This window comes from Pseudomonas sp. MG-9, from assembly GCF_018729515.1.
Taxonomy (GTDB): Bacteria; Pseudomonadota; Gammaproteobacteria; order Pseudomonadales; family Pseudomonadaceae; genus Aquipseudomonas; species Aquipseudomonas serboccidentalis.
The window spans coordinates 592,173-617,421 of record NZ_JAHHZH010000003.1 but is presented as its reverse complement, the minus strand read 5'-3'; the positions used below and the strand labels follow the sequence as shown (position 1 = coordinate 617,421).

At 61.1% G+C, this 25,249-nt stretch carries 18 protein-coding genes; 7 read left to right on the top strand and 11 right to left on the bottom strand.

The window, feature by feature from the left end; all coding sequences use genetic code 11:
* Positions 1 to 22: 22 nt before the first annotated feature.
* Both sigX and KKQ10_RS10845 read left to right on the top strand, forming a co-directional pair.
* Entirely contained in the window at positions 23 to 613 is a 591-nt protein-coding gene (gene sigX, locus KKQ10_RS10850) for an RNA polymerase sigma factor SigX (protein ID WP_011333251.1), read from the top strand.
* A 107-nt stretch (positions 614 to 720) separates the two neighbouring features.
* Complete coding sequence (locus KKQ10_RS10845) at positions 721 to 1,770, top strand: OmpA family protein (RefSeq protein WP_102357820.1); 1,050 nt, start codon at positions 721 to 723, stop codon at positions 1,768 to 1,770.
* Positions 1,771 to 1,858: 88 nt separating this feature from the next.
* On the opposite strand, the gene cobA is transcribed toward KKQ10_RS10845, so the two are convergent.
* The 8 genes from cobA to KKQ10_RS10805 all read right to left on the bottom strand — a co-directional run bounded on the left by cobA (position 1,859) and on the right by KKQ10_RS10805 (position 13,489).
* Complete coding sequence (cobA, locus tag KKQ10_RS10840) at positions 1,859 to 2,611, bottom strand: uroporphyrinogen-III C-methyltransferase (RefSeq protein ID WP_127652019.1); 753 nt, start codon at positions 2,609 to 2,611, stop codon at positions 1,859 to 1,861.
* A 13-nt stretch (positions 2,612 to 2,624) separates the two neighbouring features.
* Positions 2,625 to 5,339 carry a nitrate reductase gene (locus tag KKQ10_RS10835; RefSeq protein WP_215501078.1) on the bottom strand — a complete coding sequence of 905 codons (2,715 nt, stop codon included), beginning with the start codon at positions 5,337 to 5,339 and terminating at the stop codon, positions 2,625 to 2,627.
* Complete coding sequence (nirD, locus tag KKQ10_RS10830) at positions 5,339 to 5,656, bottom strand: nitrite reductase small subunit NirD (RefSeq protein WP_027613287.1); 318 nt, start codon at positions 5,654 to 5,656, stop codon at positions 5,339 to 5,341. Before nirD ends, KKQ10_RS10835 begins: the two co-directional genes overlap by 1 nt.
* Entirely contained in the window at positions 5,653 to 8,106 is a 2,454-nt protein-coding gene (nirB, locus tag KKQ10_RS10825; protein ID WP_215501077.1) for a nitrite reductase large subunit NirB, read from the bottom strand. Before nirB ends, nirD begins: the two co-directional genes overlap by 4 nt.
* A gap of 376 nt (positions 8,107 to 8,482) precedes the next feature.
* Positions 8,483 to 10,156, bottom strand: coding sequence for a bifunctional protein-serine/threonine kinase/phosphatase (locus KKQ10_RS10820; protein WP_215501076.1), 1,674 nt, complete (start codon positions 10,154 to 10,156; stop codon positions 8,483 to 8,485).
* Between the two features lie 7 nt (positions 10,157 to 10,163).
* Positions 10,164 to 11,375 (bottom strand): nitrate/nitrite transporter, encoded by a 1,212-nt coding sequence (locus tag KKQ10_RS10815; RefSeq protein WP_127652023.1) that lies wholly within the window; start codon positions 11,373 to 11,375, stop codon positions 10,164 to 10,166.
* A gap of 311 nt (positions 11,376 to 11,686) precedes the next feature.
* The gene (locus KKQ10_RS10810) at positions 11,687 to 12,262 is read right to left on the bottom strand and encodes an ANTAR domain-containing response regulator (RefSeq protein ID WP_042558507.1); all 576 of its coding nucleotides are present in this window, start codon (positions 12,260 to 12,262) and stop codon (positions 11,687 to 11,689) included.
* A gap of 15 nt (positions 12,263 to 12,277) precedes the next feature.
* Positions 12,278 to 13,489 (bottom strand): CmpA/NrtA family ABC transporter substrate-binding protein, encoded by a 1,212-nt coding sequence (locus KKQ10_RS10805; protein WP_215501075.1) that lies wholly within the window; start codon positions 13,487 to 13,489, stop codon positions 12,278 to 12,280.
* A gap of 223 nt (positions 13,490 to 13,712) precedes the next feature.
* Here KKQ10_RS10805 and KKQ10_RS10800 point away from each other — a divergent pair, with 223 nt between their 5' ends.
* The gene (locus KKQ10_RS10800; RefSeq protein WP_215501074.1) at positions 13,713 to 14,735 is read left to right on the top strand and encodes a quinone-dependent dihydroorotate dehydrogenase; all 1,023 of its coding nucleotides are present in this window, start codon (positions 13,713 to 13,715) and stop codon (positions 14,733 to 14,735) included.
* 237 nt (positions 14,736 to 14,972) lie between these two features.
* Here the strand turns inward: KKQ10_RS10800 and rmf are convergent, their stop codons facing one another.
* Positions 14,973 to 15,188 carry a ribosome modulation factor gene (rmf, locus tag KKQ10_RS10795; protein WP_003223300.1) on the bottom strand — a complete coding sequence of 72 codons (216 nt, stop codon included), beginning with the start codon at positions 15,186 to 15,188 and terminating at the stop codon, positions 14,973 to 14,975.
* 531 nt (positions 15,189 to 15,719) lie between these two features.
* Here rmf and rlmKL point away from each other — a divergent pair.
* Both rlmKL and KKQ10_RS10785 read left to right on the top strand, forming a co-directional pair.
* Complete coding sequence (gene rlmKL / locus KKQ10_RS10790) at positions 15,720 to 17,990, top strand: bifunctional 23S rRNA (guanine(2069)-N(7))-methyltransferase RlmK/23S rRNA (guanine(2445)-N(2))-methyltransferase RlmL (RefSeq protein ID WP_127652026.1); 2,271 nt, start codon at positions 15,720 to 15,722, stop codon at positions 17,988 to 17,990.
* A 145-nt stretch (positions 17,991 to 18,135) separates the two neighbouring features.
* Complete coding sequence (locus KKQ10_RS10785; protein WP_215501073.1) at positions 18,136 to 20,523, top strand: sensor domain-containing diguanylate cyclase; 2,388 nt, start codon at positions 18,136 to 18,138, stop codon at positions 20,521 to 20,523.
* A 134-nt stretch (positions 20,524 to 20,657) separates the two neighbouring features.
* Here the strand turns inward: KKQ10_RS10785 and dacB are convergent, their stop codons facing one another.
* Complete coding sequence (dacB, locus tag KKQ10_RS10780) at positions 20,658 to 22,118, bottom strand: D-alanyl-D-alanine carboxypeptidase/D-alanyl-D-alanine endopeptidase (RefSeq protein ID WP_127652028.1); 1,461 nt, start codon at positions 22,116 to 22,118, stop codon at positions 20,658 to 20,660.
* 234 nt (positions 22,119 to 22,352) lie between these two features.
* Between dacB and KKQ10_RS10775 the strand changes: the two genes are divergently transcribed.
* Positions 22,353 to 22,697 (top strand): YggL family protein, encoded by a 345-nt coding sequence (locus KKQ10_RS10775; protein ID WP_127652029.1) that lies wholly within the window; start codon positions 22,353 to 22,355, stop codon positions 22,695 to 22,697.
* Positions 22,698 to 22,779: 82 nt separating this feature from the next.
* Here KKQ10_RS10775 and KKQ10_RS10770 read toward each other — a convergent pair whose 3' ends face one another.
* Positions 22,780 to 23,970 (bottom strand): benzoate/H(+) symporter BenE family transporter, encoded by a 1,191-nt coding sequence (locus KKQ10_RS10770; RefSeq protein ID WP_127652030.1) that lies wholly within the window; start codon positions 23,968 to 23,970, stop codon positions 22,780 to 22,782.
* A gap of 354 nt (positions 23,971 to 24,324) precedes the next feature.
* On the opposite strand from KKQ10_RS10770, the gene KKQ10_RS10765 reads away from it, so the two are divergent.
* The gene (locus KKQ10_RS10765) at positions 24,325 to 25,089 is read left to right on the top strand and encodes a GntR family transcriptional regulator (RefSeq protein ID WP_007961054.1); all 765 of its coding nucleotides are present in this window, start codon (positions 24,325 to 24,327) and stop codon (positions 25,087 to 25,089) included.
* Positions 25,090 to 25,249 lie beyond the last annotated feature (160 nt).

Genomic DNA, 25,249 nt, shown 5'->3' with positions numbered 1-25,249 from the left:
CTGACTGTCGGCACGACTTGTTTTGAATAAAGCCCAAACGCTATCCACGCGCTATGACCCCCGTGAGCTCTCTGATGAGGAGTTGGTCGCGCGCTCGCATACCGAGCTGTTTCACGTGACGCGCGCCTATGAAGAGCTGATGCGGCGTTACCAGCGAACATTATTTAACGTTTGTGCGAGATATCTTGGGAACGATCGCGACGCAGACGATGTCTGTCAGGAAGTGATGCTGAAGGTGCTGTACGGCCTGAAGAACTTCGAGGGGAAATCGAAGTTCAAGACGTGGCTGTACAGCATCACTTACAACGAATGCATCACGCAGTATCGGAAGGAACGGCGAAAGCGTCGCTTGATGGACGCTTTGAGTCTGGACCCCCTGGAAGAAGCGTCGGAAGAAAAGGCGCCGAAACCCGAGGAGAAGGGCGGACTCGATCGCTGGCTGGTGTATGTGAACCCGATTGACCGTGAAATTCTGGTGCTACGATTTGTCGCAGAACTTGAATTTCAGGAGATCGCAGACATCATGCACATGGGTTTGAGTGCGACAAAAATGCGGTACAAACGTGCTCTAGACAAATTGCGTGAGAAATTTGCAGGCATTGCTGAAACTTAGTTCAGCGCAAATATCTCTTACGTGTAGGCAAGTTCTGATAGACTTGCCGCCGAGTTGTCCCCCGGTTTGCGGGACTGCTTCACAATCACCAGATGGGGATTTAACGGATGAAACTGAAAAACACCTTGGGCTTGGCCATTGGTTCTCTTATTGCCGCTACTTCGTTCGGCGCACTGGCACAAGGCCAAGGCGCAGTTGAAGGCGAGATCAACTACAAGAAGCAGTACAACGACAGCATTGATCATGTCGAAGACGGCTTCAACCCAGGCGCCAAAATCGGTTACTTCCTGACCGATGACGTCTCGATCAACTTCGGCTGGGATCGTAACAACCACACCCGTTCGAACGATGGTACCGGCAGCCAGAAACTGCGCGGTGACAACTTCGGTCTGACCGCTCAATACCACTTCAACAACGCTGGCGACGCTCTGCGTCCATACGTTGAAGGTGGCGTTAAGCACGGCAACCTGACCAACGTAGCTGCTGACGGCCACACCGGTCGCGACCAGTCGACTTTCCTGACTGCTGGCGCTGGCGTTAAGTACTACTTCGCCGAAAACTTCTTCGCCCGTGCTGGCGTAGAAGCTGACTACAAACTGGACAACGGCCGTTGGGACTACGCTCCATCGGTTGGTCTGGGTGTGAACTTCGGTGGCGGCGGCAAGCCAGCTGCTGCTCCAGTTCCAGCTCCGGCTGAAGTCTGCTCCGACAGCGACAACGATGGCGTTTGCGACAACGTTGACAAGTGCCCGGACACCCCAGCCAACGTAACTGTTGACGCTGATGGCTGCCCAGCAGTTGCTGAAGTTGTTCGTGTAGAGCTGGACGTGAAATTCGACTTCGACAAGTCGGTCGTCAAGCCAAACAGCTACGCTGACATCAAGAACCTGGCTGACTTCATGAAGCAGTACCCAGCCACTCACACCACTGTTGAAGGTCACACTGACTCCGTCGGTCCTGACGCTTACAACCAGAAACTGTCTGAGCGTCGTGCAAACGCCGTTAAGCAAGTTCTGACCAACCAGTACGGTGTTGAGTCGTCCCGCGTTCAGTCGATCGGCTACGGCGAATCCCGCCCAGTTGCTGACAACAAAACTGAAGCTGGTCGCGCTGTTAACCGTCGCGTAGAAGCGCAGGTTGAAGCTCAAGCTAAGTAATTAGCTCGCCGCTTTGAGAAAAGCCCGGCTCAGGCCGGGCTTTTCTTTGTCTGCGATTTGGCTGCAGCCACTTTTACATTGGAGCGGCCTATGCCCTGTAGGCGCTGCCGAAGGCTGCGATCTTTTGATCTTCTGCAATGGCGGCCACCGCGCCGATCACCAGAATCGCCGGGCTTTTCAAATCAAAGGCACTCGCGTCTTCGCTCATACCCAGCAGATCACTGCGGCATTCGCGCTGCTCAGGCAGTGACGCATTTTCAATCATCGCCACCGGCGTATTCGCCGCCATCCCGCCGGCCAATAGCTGATCGCGAATCTCGCCAAGCTTGGCCACGCCCATGTAAATCACCAGTGTCGTCCCGCCCTGCGCCAGCGCCTGCCAGTTCAGTTGGCTGTCGTCCTGGGTGTGCGCGGTCACCAGCGTCACGCCGCGCGCCACACCACGCAACGTCAGTGGAATATCGCACTGCGTCGCGCCGGCGAGTCCGGCGGTAATGCCATTGACCAGCTCCACCGCAACACCACGTTCGCGCAGCCACTGCGCCTCTTCACCGCCACGGCCGAAAATGCACGGGTCGCCGCCCTTGAGCCGCACCACGCATTTACCCTGGCGCGCGTAACGCAGCATCAGTCGGTGGATGAACGCCTGAGGTGTCGAGCGGCAACCGCCGCGTTTGCCCACGGCAATGATTCGCGCAGCGGGGCAATGCTCCAACACCGCGTCGTTGACCAGATCGTCAATCAGCACCACGTCCGCTTCGCGCAGCGCGCGGACTGCTTTGAGCGTCAGCAACTCGGGATCACCGGGGCCTGCGCCCACCAGCCAGACTTTTGCATTCATGGTGTTTTCCTTATCAGATAACCGATACCGGCTGCAGATCTGCGGCCAGCAAGCGCTTGATTTCGGGGACGCATGAACCGCATTGCGTGCCGCATCCCAGTTGTTGTTTGAGGCCCTGCAAATCGAGGCCTTGGCGAATCCCGGCGCACACCGCGCTGTGGCTGACGTTTTTGCAGTTGCACAGGGTTTTGCCCGGGTTGGCCTGCAAGTCGGCATTGCCCGGTGGCGCACTCATCGGGGCCAGAAGCCAGCGGCGCAGTTGTTCGTCGGCGCGGCCTTCAAGCCACAATCCTTGCAGCCAGTGTTGGGCCAAGGTTTCGCCCGCGAGGCGGATCGCGGTGATTCGGCCGTTTTCGATGCGTACCCGTTTGCCAATGGCGCGGCGCGGGTCGTCGTAGGCCAGTACCGGACCGTCGATCAGCGCCAGGCACTGGTCGATATCGCGCAGCAGTTGTGGTTCCGGAGCCGTGGCGCTGGCAGCGCGTATCAGCAGCGCGGGCCGTTCACGTCCGACAAGGCTGAGGCTGACGTAGGAAAACGCCTCACAGAGGGGTCGTAGCGTCTCGAAATGCCGTTGAACATCGCCCTCGATGAGTGCGAACAAGTGCCATGGCAAATTCACCGGCTCCAGACGCACGCCGCTGTGTTTGAGTTCGGGCTGCTTCGACAAAGGATCGAAGGCCGGCAAGGTCAGGCTGTTTACCCCGCCCTTGAGAAACCGGTCGCCCCAGTGCATCGGCAGAAAGGCCTGACCCGGACGCACGCTGTCGTCGCTGCCGACTGCCACGATAAGTGCACCGCGCCGACTCTTCAGATTGACCAGATCGCCCGGCTGCAAGCGATGTCGGCGCATTTCGTCCGGATGCAGGCTTAACACCGCTTCGCTGACATGCCCGAACAATTGCGCAGCGGTGCCGGTGCGGCTCATGCCGTGCCATTGATCGCGCAGGCGTCCGGTGATCAGGGTCAGCGGAAACCGCGCATCCCGTTGTTCTTTGGCGGCGCGGTAGGGATCGGTGATGAACTGCGCGCGACCACTGGCCGTAGGAAATATCCCGTCGCCATACAGGCGCGCAGTGCCTTGCCGGGCGCCGGTGGGGAAGGGCCATTGCTGCGGCCCCAACTCGTCGATCAATTGATGGCTGATGCCTGACAAGTCCAGGTCGCGCCCACGGGTCAGTTGCTTGTATTCATCAAACAGCTGCGCCGGTTGCTCGAAGGCAAACAGACTCGGCTGTTGCGGGCGCAGACGTTTCTCCAGTCGCTGTGCGAAATCCACGGTGATCGCCCAGTCCGACCGCGCTTCACCCGGTGGGAGAATGGCCTGTCGCACGTGGGAAATTCGCCGTTCGGAGTTGGTCACCGAACCTTCCTTTTCACCCCAACTGGCAGCGGGCAACAACAGGTCGGCGAAGGCGGCGGTTTCGGTGGTACGAAAGGCTTCCTGCAACACTACGAACGGGCAGGCCTGGAGCGCCTCGCGAACGGCGTGTTGATCAGGCATCGATTGAGCAGGGTTGGTGCAGGCAATCCACAGCGCCTTGATCTGGCCGCTGCGCACGCGCTCGAACAGCTCAATCGCACTCAGACCGGTGCTTTCGGGCAGTTGATCGACACCCCAATAAGCCGCCACTTCGGCGCGGTGCTCGGGATTGGCTGCGTCACGATGGCCGGGCAGCAAATTGGACAGGCTGCCGGTTTCCCGCCCACCCATGGCATTCGGCTGACCGGTCAACGAGAAAGGTCCTGCGCCCGGGCGACCGATTTGCCCGGTGGCCAAGTGCAGGTTGATCAGCGCGCTGTTTTTCGCGCTGCCGGCCGTGGACTGATTCAGGCCCATGCACCACAACGACAGGAAACTTGGCGAGGTGCCCACCCATTCGGCACATTGCTGCAATTGCTCGACACTGATCCCGCACAGTTGCGACACCATCTGCGGAGTGTAGTCGCGCACCAGGTTTTTCAGCTCGGGCAAACCCTCGGTGTGCGCCTTGATGAAGTCGCGGTCGATCCAGTCTTCCCACAACAACAGATGCAAAATCCCATGGAACAACGCGACGTCGGTGCCGGGCAGAATCGCCAGATGCAGGTCCGCGAGGTCGCAGGTGTCGGTGCGCCGGGGGTCGATGACGATGACTTTCATCTGTGGACGGCGGGATTTTGCCTCTTCCAGACGCCGGAAAAGTACCGGGTGGGCGTAGGCCATGTTACTGCCGGCGATCATCACGCAATCGCTCAGTTCCAGGTCCTCGTAGCTGCACGGCGGGGCATCGGCGCCGAGGCTGCGTTTGTAGCCGACCACCGCTGACGACATGCACAGCCGTGAATTGCTGTCGATGTTGTTGGTGCCAACCAGCGCCCGGGCGAGCTTGTTGAAGGCGTAATAGTCCTCGGTCAGCAACTGGCCGGAGATGTAGAACGCCACACTGTCCGGGCCATGTTCGGCGAGGGTCTCGGCGAACACGTTGGCGGCGTGTTCCAGTGCGCTGTCCCAGTCAGTACGGCTGCGCGCCAGGCCTTTGCCCAGGCGCAATTCCGGGTACAGCGCGCGTGCCGCGAGGTCGCCGGTCAGGTGCAGGGTCGAGCCTTTGCTGCACAGTTTGCCGAAGTTGGCCGGATGCGCCGGATCGCCGCTGACGCCGAGGATGCGCTCGCCGTCATGTTCGATCAGCACGCCGCAGCCGACCCCGCAATAGCAGCAGGTCGAGGCGGTCGTCTGGCGGTTCATCAGACGGCATCCCGCAGGGCCAATTGCACGCGACCGTTCTCGACCCGCGCCGGGTGGTGATGGGCGCAGCCGATGTCCGGTGCCTGGGCTTCACCGGTTTGCAGGTCGATCTGCCAGTTGTGCAGCGGGCAGGCCACGCGTTTGCCGTAGATCAACCCCTGTGACAACGGCCCGCCTTTGTGTGGGCAGCGGTCGTCGAGTGCGAAAACCTCGTCGTCACTTGTACGAAAAATCGCGATGTCACCTTTTGGCCCGGCGATGATCCGCGAACCGAGGGCATTGATCTCTTCCAGGGCACAGATATCGAGCCAGTTCATGCCGGCACCTCCAGGTTTTTCACAGGGATCACATCGAATTCTTTCTTCAGTTGCGGCTGCGCCAGACGCTCTTTCCACGGGTCCTGTTCGAACGACAGGGAGAACTGCAGGCGTTCGTTCAGAGCCTTGCGGCGCTCGGGGTCTTCGAGCACGGCTTTCTTGATGTGCTCCATGCCGACCCGTTGCAGGTAGTGCACGGTGCGTTCGAGGTAGAAGGCTTCTTCGCGATACAGCTGCAGGAACGCGCCGTTGTATTCGCGGACTTCCTCGGCGGTTTTCAGCTTGACGAAGAATTCGGCGACTTCGGTCTTGATCCCGCCGTTGCCGCCGATGTACATCTCCCAGCCGGAGTCGACGCCGATAATGCCTACGTCCTTGATCCCCGCTTCCGAGCAGTTGCGTGGGCATCCGGAGACGGCCAGCTTCACTTTGTGCGGCGACCACATGTTGAACAGGTCATGTTCCAGCTCGATGCCCAACTGTGTCGAATTCTGCGTGCCGAAGCGGCAGAATTCGCTGCCGACGCAGGTTTTCACGGTGCGGATGGATTTGCCGTAGGCATGGCCGGACGGCATGTCGAGGTCCTTCCAGACACCGGGCAAGTCCTGCTTCTTGATCCCCAGCAGGTCGATACGCTGACCGCCGGTGACCTTGACCATGGGCACGTTGTACTTGTCGGCCACGTCGGCAATCCGCCGCAGTTCCGACGGGTTGGTCACGCCACCCCACATCCTTGGAACCACCGAATAGGTGCCGTCCTTCTGAATGTTGGCGTGGGCGCGCTCGTTGATCAGGCGCGATTGCGGATCGTCCTTGGCTTCGCCGGGCCAGGTGGAAATCAGGTAATAGTTCAGCGCCGGGCGGCACGTCGCACAGCCGTTGGGGGTGCGCCAGTTGAGGTAGCTCATGGTGCCGGCGATGGTCAGCAGGTGCTGTTCGCGAATGGCCTGGCGAATCTGCCCGTGGTTGAGGTCGCTGCAACCGCAGATGGCTTTTTCGCTCTTCGGTTTGACGTCCGCCGCGCCGCCGACGGTGTTGATCAGAATCTGCTCGACCAAACCAGCGCAGGAACCACAGGAACTCGCGGCTTTGGTGTGTTTTTTCACCTCATCGACACTGAACAGGCCGTGTTCCTGAATCGCCTTGACGATGGTGCCTTTGCACACGCCGTTGCAGCCGCAGACTTCGGCGGTGTCGGCCATGACCATGGCTTTGTCCTGGCCCTGATGTCCTACGTCTCCGAGGGCGTTTTCGCCGAACATCAGGTGATCGCGGATCTCGCCAATGGCGTGATTCTCACGAATCTGGCGGAAATACCAACCGCCATCTGCCGTATCGCCGTACAGACAAGCGCCGACCAGCACGTCATCCTTGATCACCAGTTTCTTGTATACGCCGCCGATCGGGTCGGAGAGGGTGATGGTTTCGGTGCCTTCGCCGCCCATGAAGTCGCCGGCGGAAAACAGGTCGATGCCGGTGACTTTCAATTTGGTCGAGGTCACCGAGCCCTGGTAGCGGGCGAAACCCAATTGTGCGAGGTGGTTGGCGCAGACTTTGGCCTGTTCGAACAGCGGTGCTACCAGGCCATAGGCAATGCCGCGATGGCTGGCGCACTCGCCGATGGCATAAATGCGCGGATCGTAGGTTTGCAGGGTGTCGTTGACCAGAATCCCGCGGTTGCACGGGATGCCGGCCTGTTCCGCCAGTTCGGTATTAGGGCGAATGCCGGCGGCCATGACCACCAGATCAGCAGGGATGATGTCGCCGTTCTTGAATTGCACCGAGCCGACCCGGCCATTGCCGGCATCGTGCAGGGCCTGGGTCTGCTCGCACAGGCGAAAGTGCAGGCCACGGGATTCGAGGGCGCTTTGCAGCAGTTGGCCGCTGGTCTTGTCCAGTTGCCGCTCCAGCAGCCATTCGCCGAGGTGCACCACGGTGACGTGCATGCCGCGCAGCATCAGGCCGTTGGCGGCTTCGAGGCCGAGCAGGCCGCCGCCGATGACCACCGCGTGTTTGTGGGTTTTCGCGGTGTCGATCATCGCCTGGGTGTCGGCGATGTCGCGGTAGCCGATCACACCCTGCAAGGTATTGCCAGGGATCGGCAGGATAAATGGCGTCGAACCGGTGGCGATCAACAGGCGGTCGTATTCGGCCTCGGTGCCGTCTTCGGCGATCACCCGACGTTTGACCCGGTCGATCTGCACCACCTTGCGGTTGAGCAACAACTTGATGTTGTTTTCCAGGTACCAGTCGAGGTCGTTGAGCACGATCTCTTCGAAGGTCTGCTCGCCGGCCAGCACCGGTGACAGCAGAATGCGGTTGTAGTTGGTGTGCGGTTCGGCGCCGAAGACCGTGATGTCGTACAGCTCGTTGCTCAGTTTGAGCAGTTCTTCCAGGGTGCGAACCCCGGCCATGCCATTGCCGATCATCACCAGTTTGAGTTTTTTCATCAGGTTCTCCGGGGGAGCTGCGGCTGGCCTCTTGTGGGCAGTCAGGCCTTGCTCGACAAATTTTGCGCAAACAAAAAAAGGCGTCCCGCTAGTTGCCTAGCGAGGACGCCTTTGTCCTGGTCCCGTTCTCTCGGGAAACCCGGCCTTCGTCGTTGAAGGTTGGGTTTTATGTATGGTGAAACGAGTAATGCAGCGGTTGTGCCAAGTGCCGGGAGGACTGTAATTGCTGGGACATTGGCTCGATTGGGGATGTCTCGCTGCACTTTTTGGAGGCGTGTTGCGCTTTTTTGGAGCGCAGGATCAAAAGATCGCAGCCTTCGGCAGCTCCTACAGGTGTACGCAATTCCCTGTAGGAGCTGCCGAAGGCTGCGATCTTTCAAGGGTGATGAAACAACAACACCAGCAGCACCAGATTCCCCAGCAGGGCCAGCAACGCCATCGTCCGCCAGACCTTCAGCGGCTCTCGCTCCAATAAAGGTCTGGGTCGCACGCTCAGACTGCGCCGCTCACCCTGTTCCAGCAGCAATAACCATTCTTCAGCCGTTTCAAATCGCTGTTGCGGGTCCGCAGCAACACCGCGCTCAAGACTCTGCGCGACCCACTCCGGCAAGTCCGGACGGTAGCGACTGGCACTCACCGGCACGCCGAATCGCGGTCGTTGAAAGGCTTCGATCTCGCCGTAGGGAAAGTGCCCCGTCAGCAGGAAATACAGGCTCACGCCGACGGCGTACAAATCCTGTTGCGCACTGGGTGGCTCGCCGCGAAAGGCTTCCGGGGCGATGAAAGTCGGTGTTCCCGGCAGCGTTGACGGTGTGTCTTGTGACAGTCCCGGGCAGTACGCCAGACCGAAATCCAGCAACCGCAACTCACCGTCGTCGCCCAGGTGCAGATTTTCCGGCTTGATGTCGCGGTGCAGAATCTGTCGCCGATGCAGCAATCCCACCGCGCGCAATAGCCGCTCGGCGATCTCCTGCCATTGCGCCACGGGCAAGGGGCCGTTCTGTTGAAACAACTGCGCCAGCGTCGTTCCGCAATATTCACGCATCACGTAGTACAAATGCTGACGCTGGTTGCCGGCATGGACTTCAGGAAAGTGCCGTCCGGCGACGCGTTTGAGGAACCATTCTTCCGACAGCAAGGCCTGCCCGGTCTGGGGATCATCGGCCAGACGCGCCGGCAGGGTTTTCAACAGCCAGCTCCGGCCTTGCCCATCCATGACCCGATACAGCAGCGATTGCTGGCTCTGGCCGACGACGCCTTGCACCTGCCAGCCTTCGAACATCTGCCCGGTTTTCAGCGGTGGCGGCAGCGGCCATTGCTGTAAATGTATCAGCGCATCGCCGAGGCTCGCCTCACCGACGGCATCGACCCGCACCAGCAACGCGCTGGCGTTGTCCTGACTGCCGGCCAGGTGGGCGGCGTTGACCAGCGTGTGTGCCGCGCTGTGGAGATCCGGCTGATCACGCAAAATCGCGGCAATCGCGGTATCACCCAATGTCGACCACACGCCATCGCTGAGCAGCACGAAACACTCGCCTGCGCGCAATTCACCGTCGAGGAAATCCAGCACCAGATGCTGATCCAGCCCCAGCGCGCGTTTGAGCACGTGCTGCATACCCGGTTGATCCCAGACGTGATCGTCGCTGACCCGCTGCAGACTGTCGGCGTGCCAGCGATAAACCCGGCAATCGCCTACATGAGCCAAGGTAAAGCGCCGACCGCGCATGACCAAGGCACTGACCGTGGTGAGCAGCGGTTGCCCTCCACCGTTGGCCTGCAACCAGCGGTTCTGGGCGAGCAGCAGGCGATCCAGGGCCTGGGCCGCGCTCCAGGTTTCCGGCGTGGCGTAGTAGTCGAGGGCCAAAGCCTGCAAGGTCGAACGCGCAGCGAGCCCGCCATCGGCACATTGGCTGACACCGTCGGCAATGGCGAACAGGTAACCCTTGCTCGCCGCCAGTGCCGGAGCCGGTGTGACCAGGCGCAGGGCGTCCTGATTCTCCTCGCGAGGGCCGGTGGCGCTGGCTTCGGCGAAACTCAGTTGCAAAGCCATCGGCGTTTCAGACCCGTGCCGCGGTCACGGCTGCCGAACCCCAAGTGGTTCTCCAGCGACGTTTGACGCCGTGCAGGCCGAACCACGCCAATACGCCAAGGCTGGCGAACAACCACAACGCCAGTTGATAGCTGCCGGTGCTTTGCTTGATCGCGCCCATGCCGGCGGCCAGGGCAAAGCCGCCGATGCCGCCGGCCATGCCGATCAGCCCGGTCATCACCCCGATCTCAAGGCGAAAACGTTGCGGCACCAACTGGAACACCGCACCGTTGCCAGCGCCAAGACCGAGCATGGTGCAGACGAAAAGCGCCAGCGCGGCGTAGGAACTTGGCAGGTTGAAGCCGACGGCCGCGATGCAGATCGCCGCCACGGTGTACATCGCCAGCAAGGTGCGGATGCCGCCGAAGCGATCCGCCAGTGCGCCACCCAGCGGGCGCATCAGGCTGCCGCCGAACACGCAGGCGGCGGTGTAGTAACCGGCGGTGACCGGGCTCAGGCCGTATTGGTCATTGAAATAGCCGGGCAGGGCGCTGGCCAGGCCGATGAAGCCGCCGAAGGTGACGCTGTAGAAAAACATGAACCACCAACTGTCGCGGTCACCGAGCGCCTTGAAATAGTCGGCCATGGCTTTGGCTTTCGGCCGCTGCGGGGCGTTTTTTGCCAGCCAGGCGAACAGCACCAGGGTCAGCAGCAATGGAATCAGCGCGAAGCCGAATACGTTGCTCCAGCCGAATGACGCGGCCAGCACCGGAGCGATCAACGCGGCAAACACGGTGCCGGAGTTACCGGCGCCGGCGATGCCCATGGCCTTGCCCTGATGTTGCGGCGGATACCATTGCGAGGCCAGCGGCAGCGCGACGGCGAACGAGGCGCCGGCCATGCCGAGGAACAGCCCGAGCACCAGCGCCTGTTCATAACTGTGGATGCCGAGTTTCCAGGCGCCGAACAGTGCGCAGATCACGATCACCTGGCCGATCAGTCCGGCGGTTTTTGGTGACAGACGATCAGCCAGCATGCCCATCACAAAGCGCAGCACCGCCCCGGCCAGAATCGGCGTCGCCACGACCAGGCCGCGTTGTTGCGTGGTCAGGTGCAGGTCGGCGGCGATCTGCACCGCCAGCGGGCCGAGCAGGTACCAGACCATGAAACTCAGGTCGAAATACAGAAAGGCTGCGAACAGGGTCGGGGTATGGCCGGATTTCCAGAAGCTTGAATTCATCGCGCACCTCAGCTGAAAAGAGTCTCTATAGGAGTCACAGCAGGTGGAGCGCCGCCACGGCCGCACCACCGGCCCCGGGCTGTGGGGCCAAAACGCAAAAAACGCCGCTACCTGTTTCGCCATGAGGGGCGAACGGGTGAGCGACGTCTTTGTCGTGGGTGGGGCAACCGCCGTTGGTTACCTGTACTGAATGCCTAGCCAGATTTGTGCCAAGGATCAAAAGATCGCAGCCTCGTTGCACTCGACAGCTCCTACAGGAATACGCATGTCCGTGTAGGAGCTGCCGAAGGCTGCGATCTTTTGATCTTTAATCAGCCGAGCAACTCACTCATGGCAATGATCTGCTCCGCCACCTGAATCAGTTTCTGCTGGCGGCTCATGGCCTGGCGGCGCATCAGGGTGTAGGCCTCTTCCTCGTTGCAGTCCTTCATCTTCATCAGCAACCCTTTGGCCAGTTCGATGCGCTTGCGCTCGGCCAGTTGCTGGTCGCGGGCGTGCAGTTGCGCGCGCAGGGCCTGATCGCTTTCGAAGCGGGCCATCGCCACATCCAGAATCGGCTGCAAGCGCTGGGCGTGAATGCCTTCGACGATGTAGGCGCTGACCCCGGACTTGATCGCCTGACGCATCACCCCCGGGTCATGTTCGTCGGTGAACATCACGATTGGCCGGGGCTGGTCGCGGCTGACCAGCACCACTTGCTCCATCACATCACGGCTCGGTGACTCGGTATCGATCAGGATCACGTCCGGGCGCACCGTTTCGACGCGTGCCGGCAGGTCGATGGTCAGGCCGGACTCATCGATGACCTCGAAACCGGCCTCGGTCAGCGCGGCTTTCAGGCGCCCGACTTTTTTCGCGGTGTCGTTGATCAGCAGAATGCGCAACATGGTGTCGGTCTCCTGTCAGCGGCGGGCGAGAAGGGCAGCGGCGTCGCTCAGGGCGTGCAGCTTGAAACTGCGGGCGTAACCGGCCGGATCGCTGCCGTCCCAGACTTTGCCGTCGAGCAACTGACTGCTGCGCATTTCCTTGCCCCAGGCGGCGACGCCCACGGCGGTGGCGGCTTCGCGGTAGATCTCCAGCTGTTGAACCTGGCGGGCGACGCCGAGGTAGTCGGGATCTTCACGCAGCAAGCCCCAGCGGCGGAACTGGGTCATGAACCACATGCCGTCGGACAGATACGGCAGATTGACCTCGCCGTTGCCATGAAAGCGCAAGGCGTGCGGGTCCTGCCAGCGATTACCGAGGCCGTCGGCGTAGTCACCGAGAAACCGCGGCTCGATGCAGGACAGCGGGGCGTCGAGATATTCCGGGGCGCTCAGCAGTTGTGCGGTGCTGCGGCGGTTTTCCGGGCTTTGCTCAATGAAGCGGCTGGCCTCGAGGATCGCCATCACCAGCGCCCGGGCGGTGTTGGGATATTGTTCGACGAACGCGCGGGTGCAGCCGAGGACTTTTTCCGGGTGATCGGGCCAGATGGTCTGGCTGGTGGCGAGGGTGAACCCCAGATCCTGCTGCACGGCGCTGGCAGCCCACGGCTCACCGACGCAGAACCCATCGATGCGCCCGGCTTGCAGGTGCGCGACCATTTGCGGCGGCGGCACCACCACACTGTCGACATCCTGCAACGGATGAATGCCCTGACTCGCCAGCCAGTAATAAAGCCACATTGCATGGGTGCCGGTGGGGAAGGTCTGGGCGAAGGTCAGTTTTGCGCGGGTTTGGTGCGCGTGCCGATCCAGCGCCTCAGGACTGGTCACGCCCAGTTGCTGCAAGCCGCGGGACAGGTTGAGGCTCTGGCCGTTCTGGTTCAGCCCCATCAGCACCGCCATGTCGCACGGGGCGACGCCGCCGATGCCCAGATGCACCGCGTAAATCAGCCCGTACAGGCTGTGGGCGACATCCAGTTCACCACTGACCAGTTTGTCGCGCAACGTGGCCCATGAGGCCTGACGCTTGAGGTTGATCGTCAGGCCATAAGGTTGGGCAAAGCCCTGCGTTGCGGCCACGACCACCGAGGCGCAATCGCTCAGGGCCATGAAGCCGAGGTTGATCACGCTTTTCTCCGGGGCGTCACTGCCGTTGACCCAGGCCAGCGGCCCGACGGGCGAATCACTCATATAAAGCCACCTTCAAAAAAAACGTCGTCCCCGGCTTTGCCCAAGCAAAACCCAAGGACGACGTCATTGTCCGTGCCCGCACGCCGCCATTGGCCCGTGGGCTGATAACCCGCAAGGTGCAAGGCATATGCCAGTCGGGCTGATTTGCCTGTACGCCTCGCGCCAGGGAGCGTTGCCCGGCTATAATCGCCGCCTCTTTTCGCCGCCCGAGTCATCGCCGCCCATGTACACCCTGGCCCGTCAGCTGTTGTTCAAACTTTCCCCGGAAACCTCCCATGATCTGTCGCTGGATCTGATCGGCGCGGGTGGGCGTTTGGGCCTCAACGGCTTGCTGTGCAAGAAGCCGGCGAACGTGCCGGTGACGGTCATGGGCCTGGATTTCCCGAACCCGGTGGGTCTGGCGGCCGGTCTGGACAAGAACGGCGCGGCCATCGATGGCTTCTCGCAACTGGGGTTCGGTTTTGTCGAAATCGGCACCGTGACTCCGCGTCCGCAGCCGGGCAACCCGAAACCGCGGATCTTCCGCCTGCCGGAAGCCGAGGCGATCATCAACCGCATGGGCTTCAACAACCTCGGTGTCGATAACCTGCTGGCGCGGGTCGCCGCAGCCAAATACAAGGGCGTGCTGGGGATCAACATCGGCAAGAACTTCGACACCCCGGTCGAGCGCGCTGTCGACGACTACCTGATCTGCCTGGACAAGGTGTATGCCCACGCCAGTTACATCACTGTCAACGTCAGCTCGCCGAACACCCCGGGCCTGCGCAGCCTGCAGTTCGGTGACTCGCTCAAGCAGTTGCTGGCGGACCTGGCCACGCGCCGCGCCGAACTGGCCTTGCGTCACGGCAAACACGTGCCGCTGGCGATCAAGATCGCCCCGGACATGACCGACGAAGAAACCGCGCAGGTCGCGCAGGCGCTGATCGAAACCGGCATGGACGCGGTGATCGCCACCAACACCACCCTGAGCCGCGTCGGCGTCGAAGGCATGGAGCATGGCGACGAGGCGGGTGGTCTGTCGGGTGCCCCGGTGCGGGAGAAGAGCACGCATACCGTGAAAGTGCTGGCCGGTGAATTGGCCGGACGGTTGCCGATCATTGCGGCTGGCGGGATTACCGAAGGCAAGCATGCGGCGGAGAAGATTCTCGCCGGTGCGAGCCTGGTGCAGATCTATTCGGGCTTCATCTATAAAGGCCCGGCGCTGATTCGTGAGTCGGTAGACGCGATCGCCGCCCTGCGCAAATAACCCAGGCTGACCCGGTCAATATAGGAGCTGCCGGAGGCTGCGATCTTTTGATGTTGTTTTCTAATATCAAAAGCAAAAGATCGCAGCCTCCGGCAGCTCCTACATGAGATGTGTGTCATTCAGGCATAAAAAAGGGCTCCTCGAAGGAGCCCCTGGGCCGCAGCCCGCCGTCCGGGAAGGACGTGCATGGTAAGTCGCTAAAAATTCAGATTGTCGTGTCGCAATAAGTGCCCTGTGTCAGCCGACGGCGTGAAGTTCGTTGAGTCTGTGGATCCCCGCAGTGCCGGTCATACCGTCCCAGTTGTCGCCGCGTCCTTCTCGCCAGCCGTTGATCCAGGCTTGACGTACCGACGGTAGAGTAAATGGGCAAAGCTCGCGGGATTTGCCACCAACGCCATATTGATATCCGCGCAAAAATGCTCTTTCCAACGGATCACGCTTAAGTCTTCTCATAGGGTGTTTCCCTCACTTGTTGACTGTTTGTGTCGCGTTGACCTCAACCGAGGTCTGGCAGAAAAACTCTGCCGTGGGGCGGCTCGCTGCCGGCGTGGCGAGCCAAGGTGTTGACGCCGTTGCGACGTCAACCTGTGGTCAGTTCTAACCAATGAGTCACACCGAGGGAATGATCGTTTTGTCATAAGGACGTAACGAAAATAGTGCTACAGCCATAAGTAACGACGGGTTTCATGAGCGTTTTTTCAGCAAACCCCGGTATGATCAGCCTCGCGCGGGATGATGGGGTTAATCCTTTAGTGAGAATGACCCACGTTTACGCTCGGTTAATAAGCGACGAAGGGTCGCTTTAAGACTTTTTGTTTCATCAACTTTTTTACCTGTCCTTGCATCTAAGCTCTTTTAACCCGAGCAGCGGGGATGGAACGGCACACCTTCGTGCCACGCGGGCGCTCTTTTAGAAAAGCGCCTGATTGAAAACCGGATCGGCAATGCGTTGCCGGTTCACTAGCCAAAGGCTCTGGAAATACCATGTCCGATCGTTTCGAACTCTTCCTCACTTGCCCCAAAGGCCTTGAAGGCCTGCTCATCGAGGAAGCCGTCGGGCTTGGCCTTGAAGACGCCCGCGAGCACACCTCCGCCGTGCGTGGCATGGCGACCATGGAAACCGCTTATCGCCTGTGCCTCTGGTCGCGTCTGGCCAACCGTGTGCTGCTGGTCCTCAAGCGTTTCCCGATGAAGGACGCCGAAGACCTCTACCACGGCGTGCTGGATGTCGACTGGCAGGACCACATGCTCAGCGACGGCACTCTGGCCGTTGAGTTCAGCGGTCACGGCTCGGGCATCGACAACACCCACTTCGGCGCCTTGAAGGTCAAGGACGCCATCGTCGACAAACTGCGCACCCCGCAGGGCGACCGTCCGTCCATCGACAAACTCAACCCGGACCTGCGCATTCACCTGCGTCTGGATCGCGGTGAGGCGATTCTGTCCCTCGATCTCTCCGGCCACAGCCTGCACCAGCGCGGTTACCGCTTGCAGCAAGGCGCTGCACCGCTGAAGGAAAACCTCGCGGCGGCGATCCTGATTCGTTCCGGCTGGCCGCGCATTGCTGCCGAAGGCGGCGCGCTGGCTGACCCGATGTGCGGTGTCGGTACGTTCCTCGTCGAGGCCGGCATGATCGCCGCCGACATGGCGCCGAACCTGCGTCGCGAGCAGTGGGGCTTCACTGCATGGCTGGGCCACGTCCCGGCGCTGTGGAAAAAACTCCATGAAGAAGCCGTCGAGCGTGCCGCTGCCGGTCTGGCCAAGCCACCGCTGTGGATTCGCGGTTACGAAGCCGACCCGCGCCTGATTCAACCGGGCCGCAACAACGTCGAGCGCGCCGGTCTGAGCGAGTGGATCAAGATCTATCAGGGCGAAGTCGCGACCTTCGAGCCGCGTCCGGACCAGAACCAGAAAGGTCTGGTGATCTGCAACCCTCCGTATGGCGAGCGTCTGGGTGATGAAGCCAGCCTGCTCTACCTCTACCAGAACCTCGGCGAGCGTCTGCGTCAGGCCTGCCTGAACTGGGAAGCGGCGGTGTTCACCGGTGCGCCGGACCTGGGCAAGCGCATGGGCATCCGCAGCCACAAACAGTATTCGTTCTGGAACGGCGCGCTGCCGTGCAAGTTGCTGCTGATCAAGGTGCTGCCGGATCAGTTCGTTACCGGCGAGCGTCGTACCCCGGAACAGCGTCAGGCCGAGCGCGAGCAAGCGGCTTACGATCAAACCCCGAACGAGCCGCAAGAGCGCAAGTTCAACAAGAACGGCAATCCGATCAAACCGACGCCAGCCCCAGCGCCGGTGATCGAGCAACCGCGCCTGAGCGAAGGCGGGCAGATGTTTGCCAACCGCCTGCAGAAAAACCTCAAGGCGATGAGCAAGTGGGTCAAGCGCGAAGGCATCGATTGCTACCGCGTCTACGATGCCGACATGCCGGAATACGCCATGGCCATCGACCTGTACCACGACTGGGTGCATGTGCAGGAATACGCTGCGCCGAAGTCGATCGATCCGGAGAAGGCCTCGGCACGCATGTTCGATGCCCTGGCCGCGATTCCGCAGGCGCTGAACGTCGACAAGAGCCGCGTGGTGGTCAAACGCCGCGAGCGCCAGAGCGGCACCAAGCAGTACGAGCGTCAGGCCGCGCAGGGCAAGTTCAATGAGGTCAGCGAAGGTGGCGTCAAGCTGCTGGTGAACCTCACCGACTACCTCGACACCGGGCTGTTCCTCGACCACCGGCCAATCCGCATGCGCATCCAGAAAGAGGCGGCCGGCAAGCGCTTCCTCAATCTGTTCTGCTACACCGCGACGGCCAGCGTGCACGCCGCCAAGGGCGGGGCGCGCAGCACCACCAGCGTCGACCTGTCGAAAACCTACCTCGACTGGGCGCGTCGCAACCTGTCGCTGAACGGTTTCTCCGACAAGAACCGTCTGGAGCAGGGCGACGTGATGGCGTGGCTGGAAAGCTGCCGGGACGAGTTCGACCTGATCTTCATCGATCCGCCGACCTTCTCCAACTCCAAGCGCATGGAAGGCATTTTCGACGTGCAGCGTGACCAGGTGCAGTTGATCGACCTGGCCATGGCGCGTCTGGCCCCGGGCGGTGTGCTGTACTTCTCCAACAACTTCCGCAAGTTCCAGCTGGAGGAGAACCTGGCCGAGCGCTACGCGGTCGAGGAAATCAGCGCGCAGACCATTGATCCGGATTTTGCCCGCAACACCAAGATTCACCGCGCCTGGAAAATCACGGCTCGTTGACACTTGCCAAAGTTGGATCCACAGAGCCTTGATTTTTAAAGGCTCCGTGGATCCTCCTGCGCTAGCTAAATTAGTGGCTAATAGCTATAACTCACACACGGTCAATGGGGTTTTCCCGCAAATGCTGGCGTAGTGAGTTGTCTTTATGTCGTTGCACCCCGTGCGCCCAAGGATCCTGGGTTTTATCAGCGAAGACGTCTCGGCCTGGTTGGTCGCGCTGCTGGTATTGCTCGCCGGCGGGATTCTCACGGGGCTGCTCGCCTGGGCTTCCCTCAATCAGTTTCATCATCAATTGCGCCAGCGCTTCCAACTGCTGGCCAATGAGCGTTACAGCCGTATCGAAGAACGTTTCCAGGATCAGGAACAACGCCTCGACGGCCTGCGCCGTTTCTTCGCCAACTCCTATTCGGTATCCCGTGCCGAATTCGACGGTTATGCCAAACCTCTTTTATTACGTACCCAGGCCTATTCCTACGCGCCTCGGGTGAGCCGTGCCGAGCGCCCGGCGATCGAACAAGCCGTGCGCAACGAAGGTTTCAGCACCTTCACCCTTCGCGAGCTGAACGCTGAAGGCCAGTTACAGGCGGCCGGTGATCGCCCCGAATACGTACCGGTGATCTACACCCAGAGCCGGAGTCATTTGCCCACGCCGTTGGGTTACGATCTGCTGGCGCAACCTCTGCGACGAGCGACACTGGAGCGCGCCGACCGCACCGGGCACATGGCGGTGTCGCAGCCATTGCACCTGGTGGGCATCGATCCGGCGTATGCCCGGGGCGTATTGCTGCTGGCGCCGGTCAGCCGTGAAGGGGCGCCGACAGGTACGTCTGAAGGCTATGTGATGGCGGTGATCAGCATGCAACAGTTGCTGGCCGATGGCTTGCCCGAGGACAACCAGGACTTCCTCACGGTGCGCATCCTTGATCTGTCCACTGATGATCAGCATGAAGTGCTCTACGAATCCGCCAACACAGCCGGGGCCAGTGATCTGTCGGCCACGCGGTTGTTGCGCATGGCCGACCATGACTATCAAGTGGACATACAGCCCAGCGAAGCCTTTCTGCAGGCCAACCATTCGTCGGTCAGCAGCCTGGTGGTGCTGGGGGCGCTGCTGAGCCTGTTGCTCAGCGCGTTGCTCTACGTCCTGGTGAGTCAGCGCCAGCGCGCCCTGCGCATGGTCGAACTGCGCACCCAGGAATTGCACGCACGCGAGCAGGAACTGCGCGGCACCCACGGCCAGTTGCGCGGGGTGCTGAACGCCGCGACCCAAGTCGCAATCATCGCCACTGACCTGCGCGGGGTGATCAACACCTTCAATCCCGGCGCAGAGCAGATGCTCGGCTACAGCAGCGCCGATGTCGTCGACCACATGACCCTGGAAAACCTGCACCTGCCGCGCGAACTCGCAGCGCGCGCGGCGGAATTGAGCGCGCGCTACGGCAAGAGCATCCCGACCTGTCACGCGATGCTGGTCGAGGGTGGCGAAGTCGGCGGTCATGAAGCGCGCGAGTGGACGCTGGTGCGCAGCGATGGCAGTCATCTGCCGGTGAACATGCTCGCCACCCCGGTGCTCGATGAGCAGGGCCTGTGGGTCGGGCATCTGGCGATCTGCATCGACATCACCGAGCGCAAGCGCGTGCACGAGGCGCTGGCGGCGCGGGATGTGCTGCTGAAAAAGCTCAGTGCTCACGTGCCTGGCGGCATCTATCAATTCAAGATGGAATTCGACGGGCGCTTCAGCGTGATCTACGCCAGCGACGGCATCCGCGATATCTACGAGCTGGCGCCGGACGTGCTGCTGCTCGATGCCGAGGCGATTTTCTCCCGCATCCACCCGCAGGACATCACCCGCGTGCGCACCTCGATCCGCGCCTCGGCAGACAACCTCAGCCCCTGGCGCGAGGAGTACCGCGTGCAACTGCCCGAGCGCGGCCTGCGCTGGGTGCGTGGTGAGGCGACGCCGGAAGAGCTGCCGGGCGGCGGCGTGCTGTGGCACGGCTACATCTCGGACATTTCCGATCTGAAGCGGGTGGAAGAGGAATTGCGGGCACTGTCGGTCACCGACTCACTGACCGGCATCCACAACCGTCGCTACTTTCAAGAACGCCTGACCACCGAAATGGCCCGGGTCGAGCGCGGCGGTGGCGAACTGTCGGTGATCATGCTCGACATCGACCACTTCAAGCGGATCAACGACCAGTACGGGCATGCCGTGGGTGACCGCGTGCTGCAAGCGGTGTGCGAGCGCATTGGTCATCGTCTGCGTCGCACTGATGTGTTCTGCCGTCTGGGCGGCGAAGAGTTCATGGTGCTGTGCCCGGACATCGACGGCGAGCACGCGTACATGCTGGCGGTGGAGTTGTGGCAGGGCTTGCGCGGTGCGCCGGTGGATGTGGTCGGCGTGGTGACGGCGAGTTTCGGCATCGCCAGCTGGCGCCCGGGGGAGGGCGCGGATGCGTTGCTGCTGCGCGCGGATTCGGGGGTGTATGCGGCGAAGCAGGGCGGGCGGGATCGGGTTGAGCAGATGAGTTAGGCCGTTACGCCAATCCCTTGTAGGAGTGAGCCTGCTCGCGATTGCGTCAGTCCAGACACATCAAGGTGTCTGGTAAACCGCAATCGCGAGCAGGCTCACTCCTACAGGGGTTTTGTGTTGTGGCAGGGATCGGTTTACAGGGCCGAAGCCGTCTGCGGCAACCGCGGCTGCTTGTACAGATCCAGCAGCACCTGATCCAGCACCGACGATGCGCCGAACGGGGCCTTGTCGTTGAGGATCGCCACCACCGCCCAGGTATTGCCGTTGACGTCGCGGCTGAAGCCGGCAATCGCGCGCACGGTGTTCAGGGTGCCGGTCTTGACGTGGGCTTCGCCGCGCATCGCGGTGGTCTTCAAGCGTTTGCGCATGGTGCCGTCGGTGCCGGCAATCGGCAGCGAGCTGATGTACTCGGCGGCGTACGGGCTGTGCCAGGCGGCTTGCAGCATGTTGGCCATTTCGCGGGCGCTGACGCGTTCGGCGCGGGACAGCCCGGAGCCGTTCTCCATCACCAGGTGCGGCGCGGTGATGCCTTTCTTCGCCAGCCACTGGCGGACCACGCGTTGTGCGGCCTTGGCGTCGTCACCGTCGGCTTCGTTACGGTACTTCTGGCCCAGGCTCAGGAACAGCTGTTGGGCCATGGTGTTGTTACTGTATTTGTTGATGTCGCGGATGATTTCCGCCAGATCCGGTGAGTAGGCGCGGGCCAGCAGTTTGGCGCTGCTCGGGGTCGCGGCGAGGCGATCCTTGCCCTGGATGCTGCCACCCAGTTCTTTCCAGATCGCGCGTACGGCGCCGGCGGTGTAGGTCGCGTGGTCGAGCAGCGACAGGTAAGTCTGCGAGCTGCAACCTTCACCCAGTTGGCCGGCGACGGTCACGGTCACACTGCCGTCCGCCTGGGTCACCGGGTTGTAGCGCACGCCACCGGTGCACTGTTTGGAGTTGAGCGCCTTGACCGTGTTTTCGATGCGCACGCTGGCAATCGGCGGCTCCACCGAGATCAGCACCCGGCCACCGTCATTGCGTGCGACGAAACGCAGGGCCTTGAGGTTGACCAGCAGCGAATCCGGCTTGACCAGGAACGGCTTGTTCTCGTCGTTGCCGTCGTCGTTGAACTCGGGCAGTTGTGGCTGGATGAAGAAGCCGCGGTCGAGAACCAGGTCACCGGTGACCTGGGTCACGCCGTTGGCGCGCAGGTCGCGCATCAGCAGCCAGAGTTTTTCCATGTTCAGCTTCGGATCGCCGCCGCCCTTGAGATACAGGTTGCCGTTGAGGATGCCGCCACTCAGGTCGCCGTCGGTGTAGAACTCGGTTTTCCACTGATGGTTGGGGCCGAGCATTTCCAGCGAGGCGTAGGTGGTGACCAGTTTCATGGTCGAGGCCGGGTTGACCGAGACGTCGGCGTTGTACACGGTCGCGTTGCCCGGGCCGTCGAGCGGAATCATCACCAGCGACAGTGCATTGGGCGGCAGTTTGCTGGTCTTCAGGGCTTTTTCGACGTTAGGGGTGAGGGCGGTGTTGATGGTGGCCGCAGAAACCGGCAGGGCCAGGGGCAGAAGAAGGCCGGCGAGAAACAGTGGACGCAACGATTTGATCATATGAAATAAAACCCTGCAGAAGAGGGGAAAAATAACGAGGGCATGGATGAAAAAGCCCTCAGTGGTCATGAAAGTGTCGGCATTATGCCCCAAGCTGTAACAGCTTGTGCCTTGCCCGAGGCGGCCATTTCGTTATTTTTTTACAGGCGGTCGGCCACAGCGCCCAGAGAGTCGGGCAATTGACCGCTTAAACTGGTAAAGTGCCGGCCGTTATTACTTAAGAGGATTGTTCCAATGGCGACTAACCGTTCCCAGCGTCTGCGCAAAAAACTGTGCGTTGATGAATTTCAAGAGCTGGGTTTCGAACTGAACCTGGACTTCAAAGAAGACTTGTCCGAAGAAGCCATTGACGCTTTCCTCGAAGCATTCATCAAAGAAGCCATGGAAGCCAACGGTCTGGGCTATGTCGGCGGCGACGACTTCGGTCTGGTGTGCCTGCAGAAGCGTGGCTCGGTCAACGAAGAGCAGCGCGCTGCCGTTGAAGCCTGGTTGAAAAGCCGTAGCGAACTGACCGGCATGACCGTCAGCCCGCTGCTGGACGTTTGGTATCCGGAAAAGCCGATCAACGCGGCTAAGTGATACTGAAAAAAACGGCGACCTTCGGGTCGCCGTTTTTTTTCGTGAATCAAAAGATCGTCCGAACGCGGCCCGATCTTTGCTTTTAAGCTTTGCGCCAATTCAGAATCAGCAACGTCAAAACCCCCGCCACAATCCCCCAGAACGCCGACCCAATGGAAAACAGCGTCAGCCCCGACGCGGTGACCATGAAGGTGATCAGCGCCGCTTCACGTTCCTTCACCTCGGTCATGGCAATGCTCAGGCCGTTGATGATCGAGCCGAACAGCGCCAGTGCGGCAATCGACAGCACCAGTTCTTTCGGCAACGCGGCAAACAGCGCCGCCAACGTAGCGCCGAATACTCCGGCAATCCCGTAGAAAATCCCGCACCACACCGCGGCGGTGTAGCGCTTGTTGCGGTCTTCGTGGGCGTGCGGGCCGGTGCAGATGGCTGCGCTGATTGCCGCGAGGTTGATGCCGTGGGAGCCGAATGGCGCCAGCAGCAGCGAGGCGATGCCGGTGGTGGTGATCAGCGGCGACGCCGGCACGTTGTAGCCGTCGGCGCGCAGCACGGCGATGCCGGGCATGTTCTGCGAGGTCATGGCCACCACGAACAGCGGGATGCCGATGCTGATGGTCGCCGCCAGCGAGAAGTGCGGCGTAGTCCACACCGGTGTCGCCACTTCCAGGTGAAAACCGCTGAAATCCAGCAGGCCCATGAAGCCCGACAGCGCGGTGCCGATCAGCAATGCCGCGAGCACCGCGTAACGTGGCGACAGGCGTTTGACCACTAAATAGGTGAAGAACATCCCCAGCACCAGCCCGGTGCGATGCTGCGCAGCGACGAAGATTTCGCTGCCGATCTTGAACAGAATCCCTGCCAGCAACGCCGCCGCCAGCGAAGCCGGAATCTTTTTCACCAGGCGTTCGAAGCTGCCGGTCAGCCCGCAAATCGTCACCAGCACCGCGCAGGTGATATAGGCGCCGATGGCCTCGCCATAGGTAACGCCGCCCAGGCTGGTGATCAGCAGGGCCGCGCCCGGGGTCGACCAGGCGATGGTGATCGGCGTGCGGTAACGCAGCGACAGGCCGATCGAGCACACCGCCATGCCGATGGAGATCGCCCAGATCCACGAGGAAATCTGCCCGCTGCTCAGGCCCGCCGCTTGCCCGGCCTGAAACATCAGCACCAGTGAGCTGGTGTAGCCGGTCATCATCGCAATGAAACCGGCGACGATGGCCGACGGCGAGGTGTCGGCGAGAGGGCGCAGCCGGGTGTAGGTGGCGTCGTTCATGACGGTGGTGTTCCTTATACAGATGAAGATGTCCGCCATAACGCTAACCCTTGTAGGAGCTGCCGAAGGCTGCGATCTCTTGATCTTGCTTCTTAAAATCAAAGTCAAAAGATCGCAGCCTTCGGCAGCTCCTACAGGGGAGGTGGTGTTCTGGCGGCGGATTCTGCGATCAAGCCTAAACTCAATCGTAACGGATCGTTGCAATACAGCCGTGGACGCAAACAGCCATACAGTCGTGTTGCCACCTTCCATTGTGTACAATCGCGCTGTTTTTTACGCGATACTTGCCAGCGACCTACTGTGCCGTATTACAGTCACGGTCTATTCGCCGCAGTTCTCCCGACTCGAGTGCCCATGAACGAACAGTTGCAACCCCTCAAGAAACAACCGCGAGCAGGCAAAGCCGGCCGCAGCGGAACCCAGGACGATATTGTCTACGCGCATATCTTCGAGGCCATCCTCGAACAGCGTCTGGCGCCCGGCACCAAGTTGAGCGAAGAAGCGCTGGGGGAAATCTTCGGGGTCAGCCGCACCATCATTCGCCGTGCGCTGTCGCGTCTGGCCCATGAAGGCGTGGTGTTGTTGCGGCCGAACCGCGGCGCCGTGGTCGCCAGCCCGAGCGTTGAAGAAGCGCGTCAGGTGTTCATGGCCCGCCGTCTGGTGGAGCGCGCGATCACTGAGCTCGCCGTGCAGCACGCCACCGCCGAGCAGATCGCCGAACTGCGCCAGATGGTCAACGATGAGCGCGACAGCTTCTCCCGTGGCGATCGCGGTGCCGGTATCCGTCTGTCGGGCGAATTCCATCTGAAACTGGCCGAAGCGGCGAAAAACGCGCCACTGATCAGCTTCCAGCGCAGCCTGGTTTCGCAGACCTCGCTGATCATCGCCCAGTACGAAAGCGGCAACCGCTCGCATTGTTCCTACGACGAGCACACCCAGTTGATCGACGCCATCGAAGCGCGCAACGGTGAGCTGGCGGTGGACCTGATGATGCATCACATGGATCACATCGACAGCAAGCTCAACCTCGATGAGGAAAGTGCGTCGGATGACCTGCATGCGGTGTTCTCGCATCTGTTGCAGACCAAGAAGCCTGGGCGTCCGGCGGCCAAGCTCTGAGCTGATACCGGGTCGCTCCAATCGCGAGCAGGCTCACTCCTACAGTGGATCTTCAGTGGCCACAAAATGTGTGAACAACAAAGATCACTGTAGGAGTGAGCCTGCTCGCGATAGCAATCGGACAAGCAATAAAAATCCCCCGGGGTGAACACCCCCGGGG

Bases quoted from the DNA above. Each gene is read 5' to 3' on its own strand.
- dacB (WP_127652028.1), bottom strand. From the start codon at position 22,118: ATGATCAAATCGTTGCGTCCACTGTTTCTCGCCGGCCTTCTTCTGCCC.
- nirD (WP_027613287.1), bottom strand. From the start codon at position 5,656: ATGAACTGGCTCGATATCTGTGCCCTGGAAGAGATCAATGCCCTCGGT.
- KKQ10_RS10810 (WP_042558507.1), bottom strand. From the start codon at position 12,262: ATGTTGCGCATTCTGCTGATCAACGACACCGCGAAAAAAGTCGGGCGC.
- KKQ10_RS10815 (WP_127652023.1), bottom strand. From the start codon at position 11,375: ATGAATTCAAGCTTCTGGAAATCCGGCCATACCCCGACCCTGTTCGCA.
- KKQ10_RS10775 (WP_127652029.1), top strand. From the start codon at position 22,353: ATGGCGACTAACCGTTCCCAGCGTCTGCGCAAAAAACTGTGCGTTGAT.
- KKQ10_RS10835 (WP_215501078.1), bottom strand. From the start codon at position 5,339: ATGAACCGCCAGACGACCGCCTCGACCTGCTGCTATTGCGGGGTCGGC.
- KKQ10_RS10805 (WP_215501075.1), bottom strand. From the start codon at position 13,489: ATGAGTGATTCGCCCGTCGGGCCGCTGGCCTGGGTCAACGGCAGTGAC.
- nirB (WP_215501077.1), bottom strand. From the start codon at position 8,106: ATGAAAAAACTCAAACTGGTGATGATCGGCAATGGCATGGCCGGGGTT.
- KKQ10_RS10765 (WP_007961054.1), top strand. From the start codon at position 24,325: ATGAACGAACAGTTGCAACCCCTCAAGAAACAACCGCGAGCAGGCAAA.
- rlmKL (WP_127652026.1), top strand. From the start codon at position 15,720: ATGTCCGATCGTTTCGAACTCTTCCTCACTTGCCCCAAAGGCCTTGAA.
- rmf (WP_003223300.1), bottom strand. From the start codon at position 15,188: ATGAGAAGACTTAAGCGTGATCCGTTGGAAAGAGCATTTTTGCGCGGA.
- KKQ10_RS10770 (WP_127652030.1), bottom strand. From the start codon at position 23,970: ATGAACGACGCCACCTACACCCGGCTGCGCCCTCTCGCCGACACCTCG.
- KKQ10_RS10820 (WP_215501076.1), bottom strand. From the start codon at position 10,156: ATGGCTTTGCAACTGAGTTTCGCCGAAGCCAGCGCCACCGGCCCTCGC.
- KKQ10_RS10800 (WP_215501074.1), top strand. From the start codon at position 13,713: ATGTACACCCTGGCCCGTCAGCTGTTGTTCAAACTTTCCCCGGAAACC.
- KKQ10_RS10845 (WP_102357820.1), top strand. From the start codon at position 721: ATGAAACTGAAAAACACCTTGGGCTTGGCCATTGGTTCTCTTATTGCC.
- cobA (WP_127652019.1), bottom strand. From the start codon at position 2,611: ATGAATGCAAAAGTCTGGCTGGTGGGCGCAGGCCCCGGTGATCCCGAG.
- KKQ10_RS10785 (WP_215501073.1), top strand. From the start codon at position 18,136: ATGTCGTTGCACCCCGTGCGCCCAAGGATCCTGGGTTTTATCAGCGAA.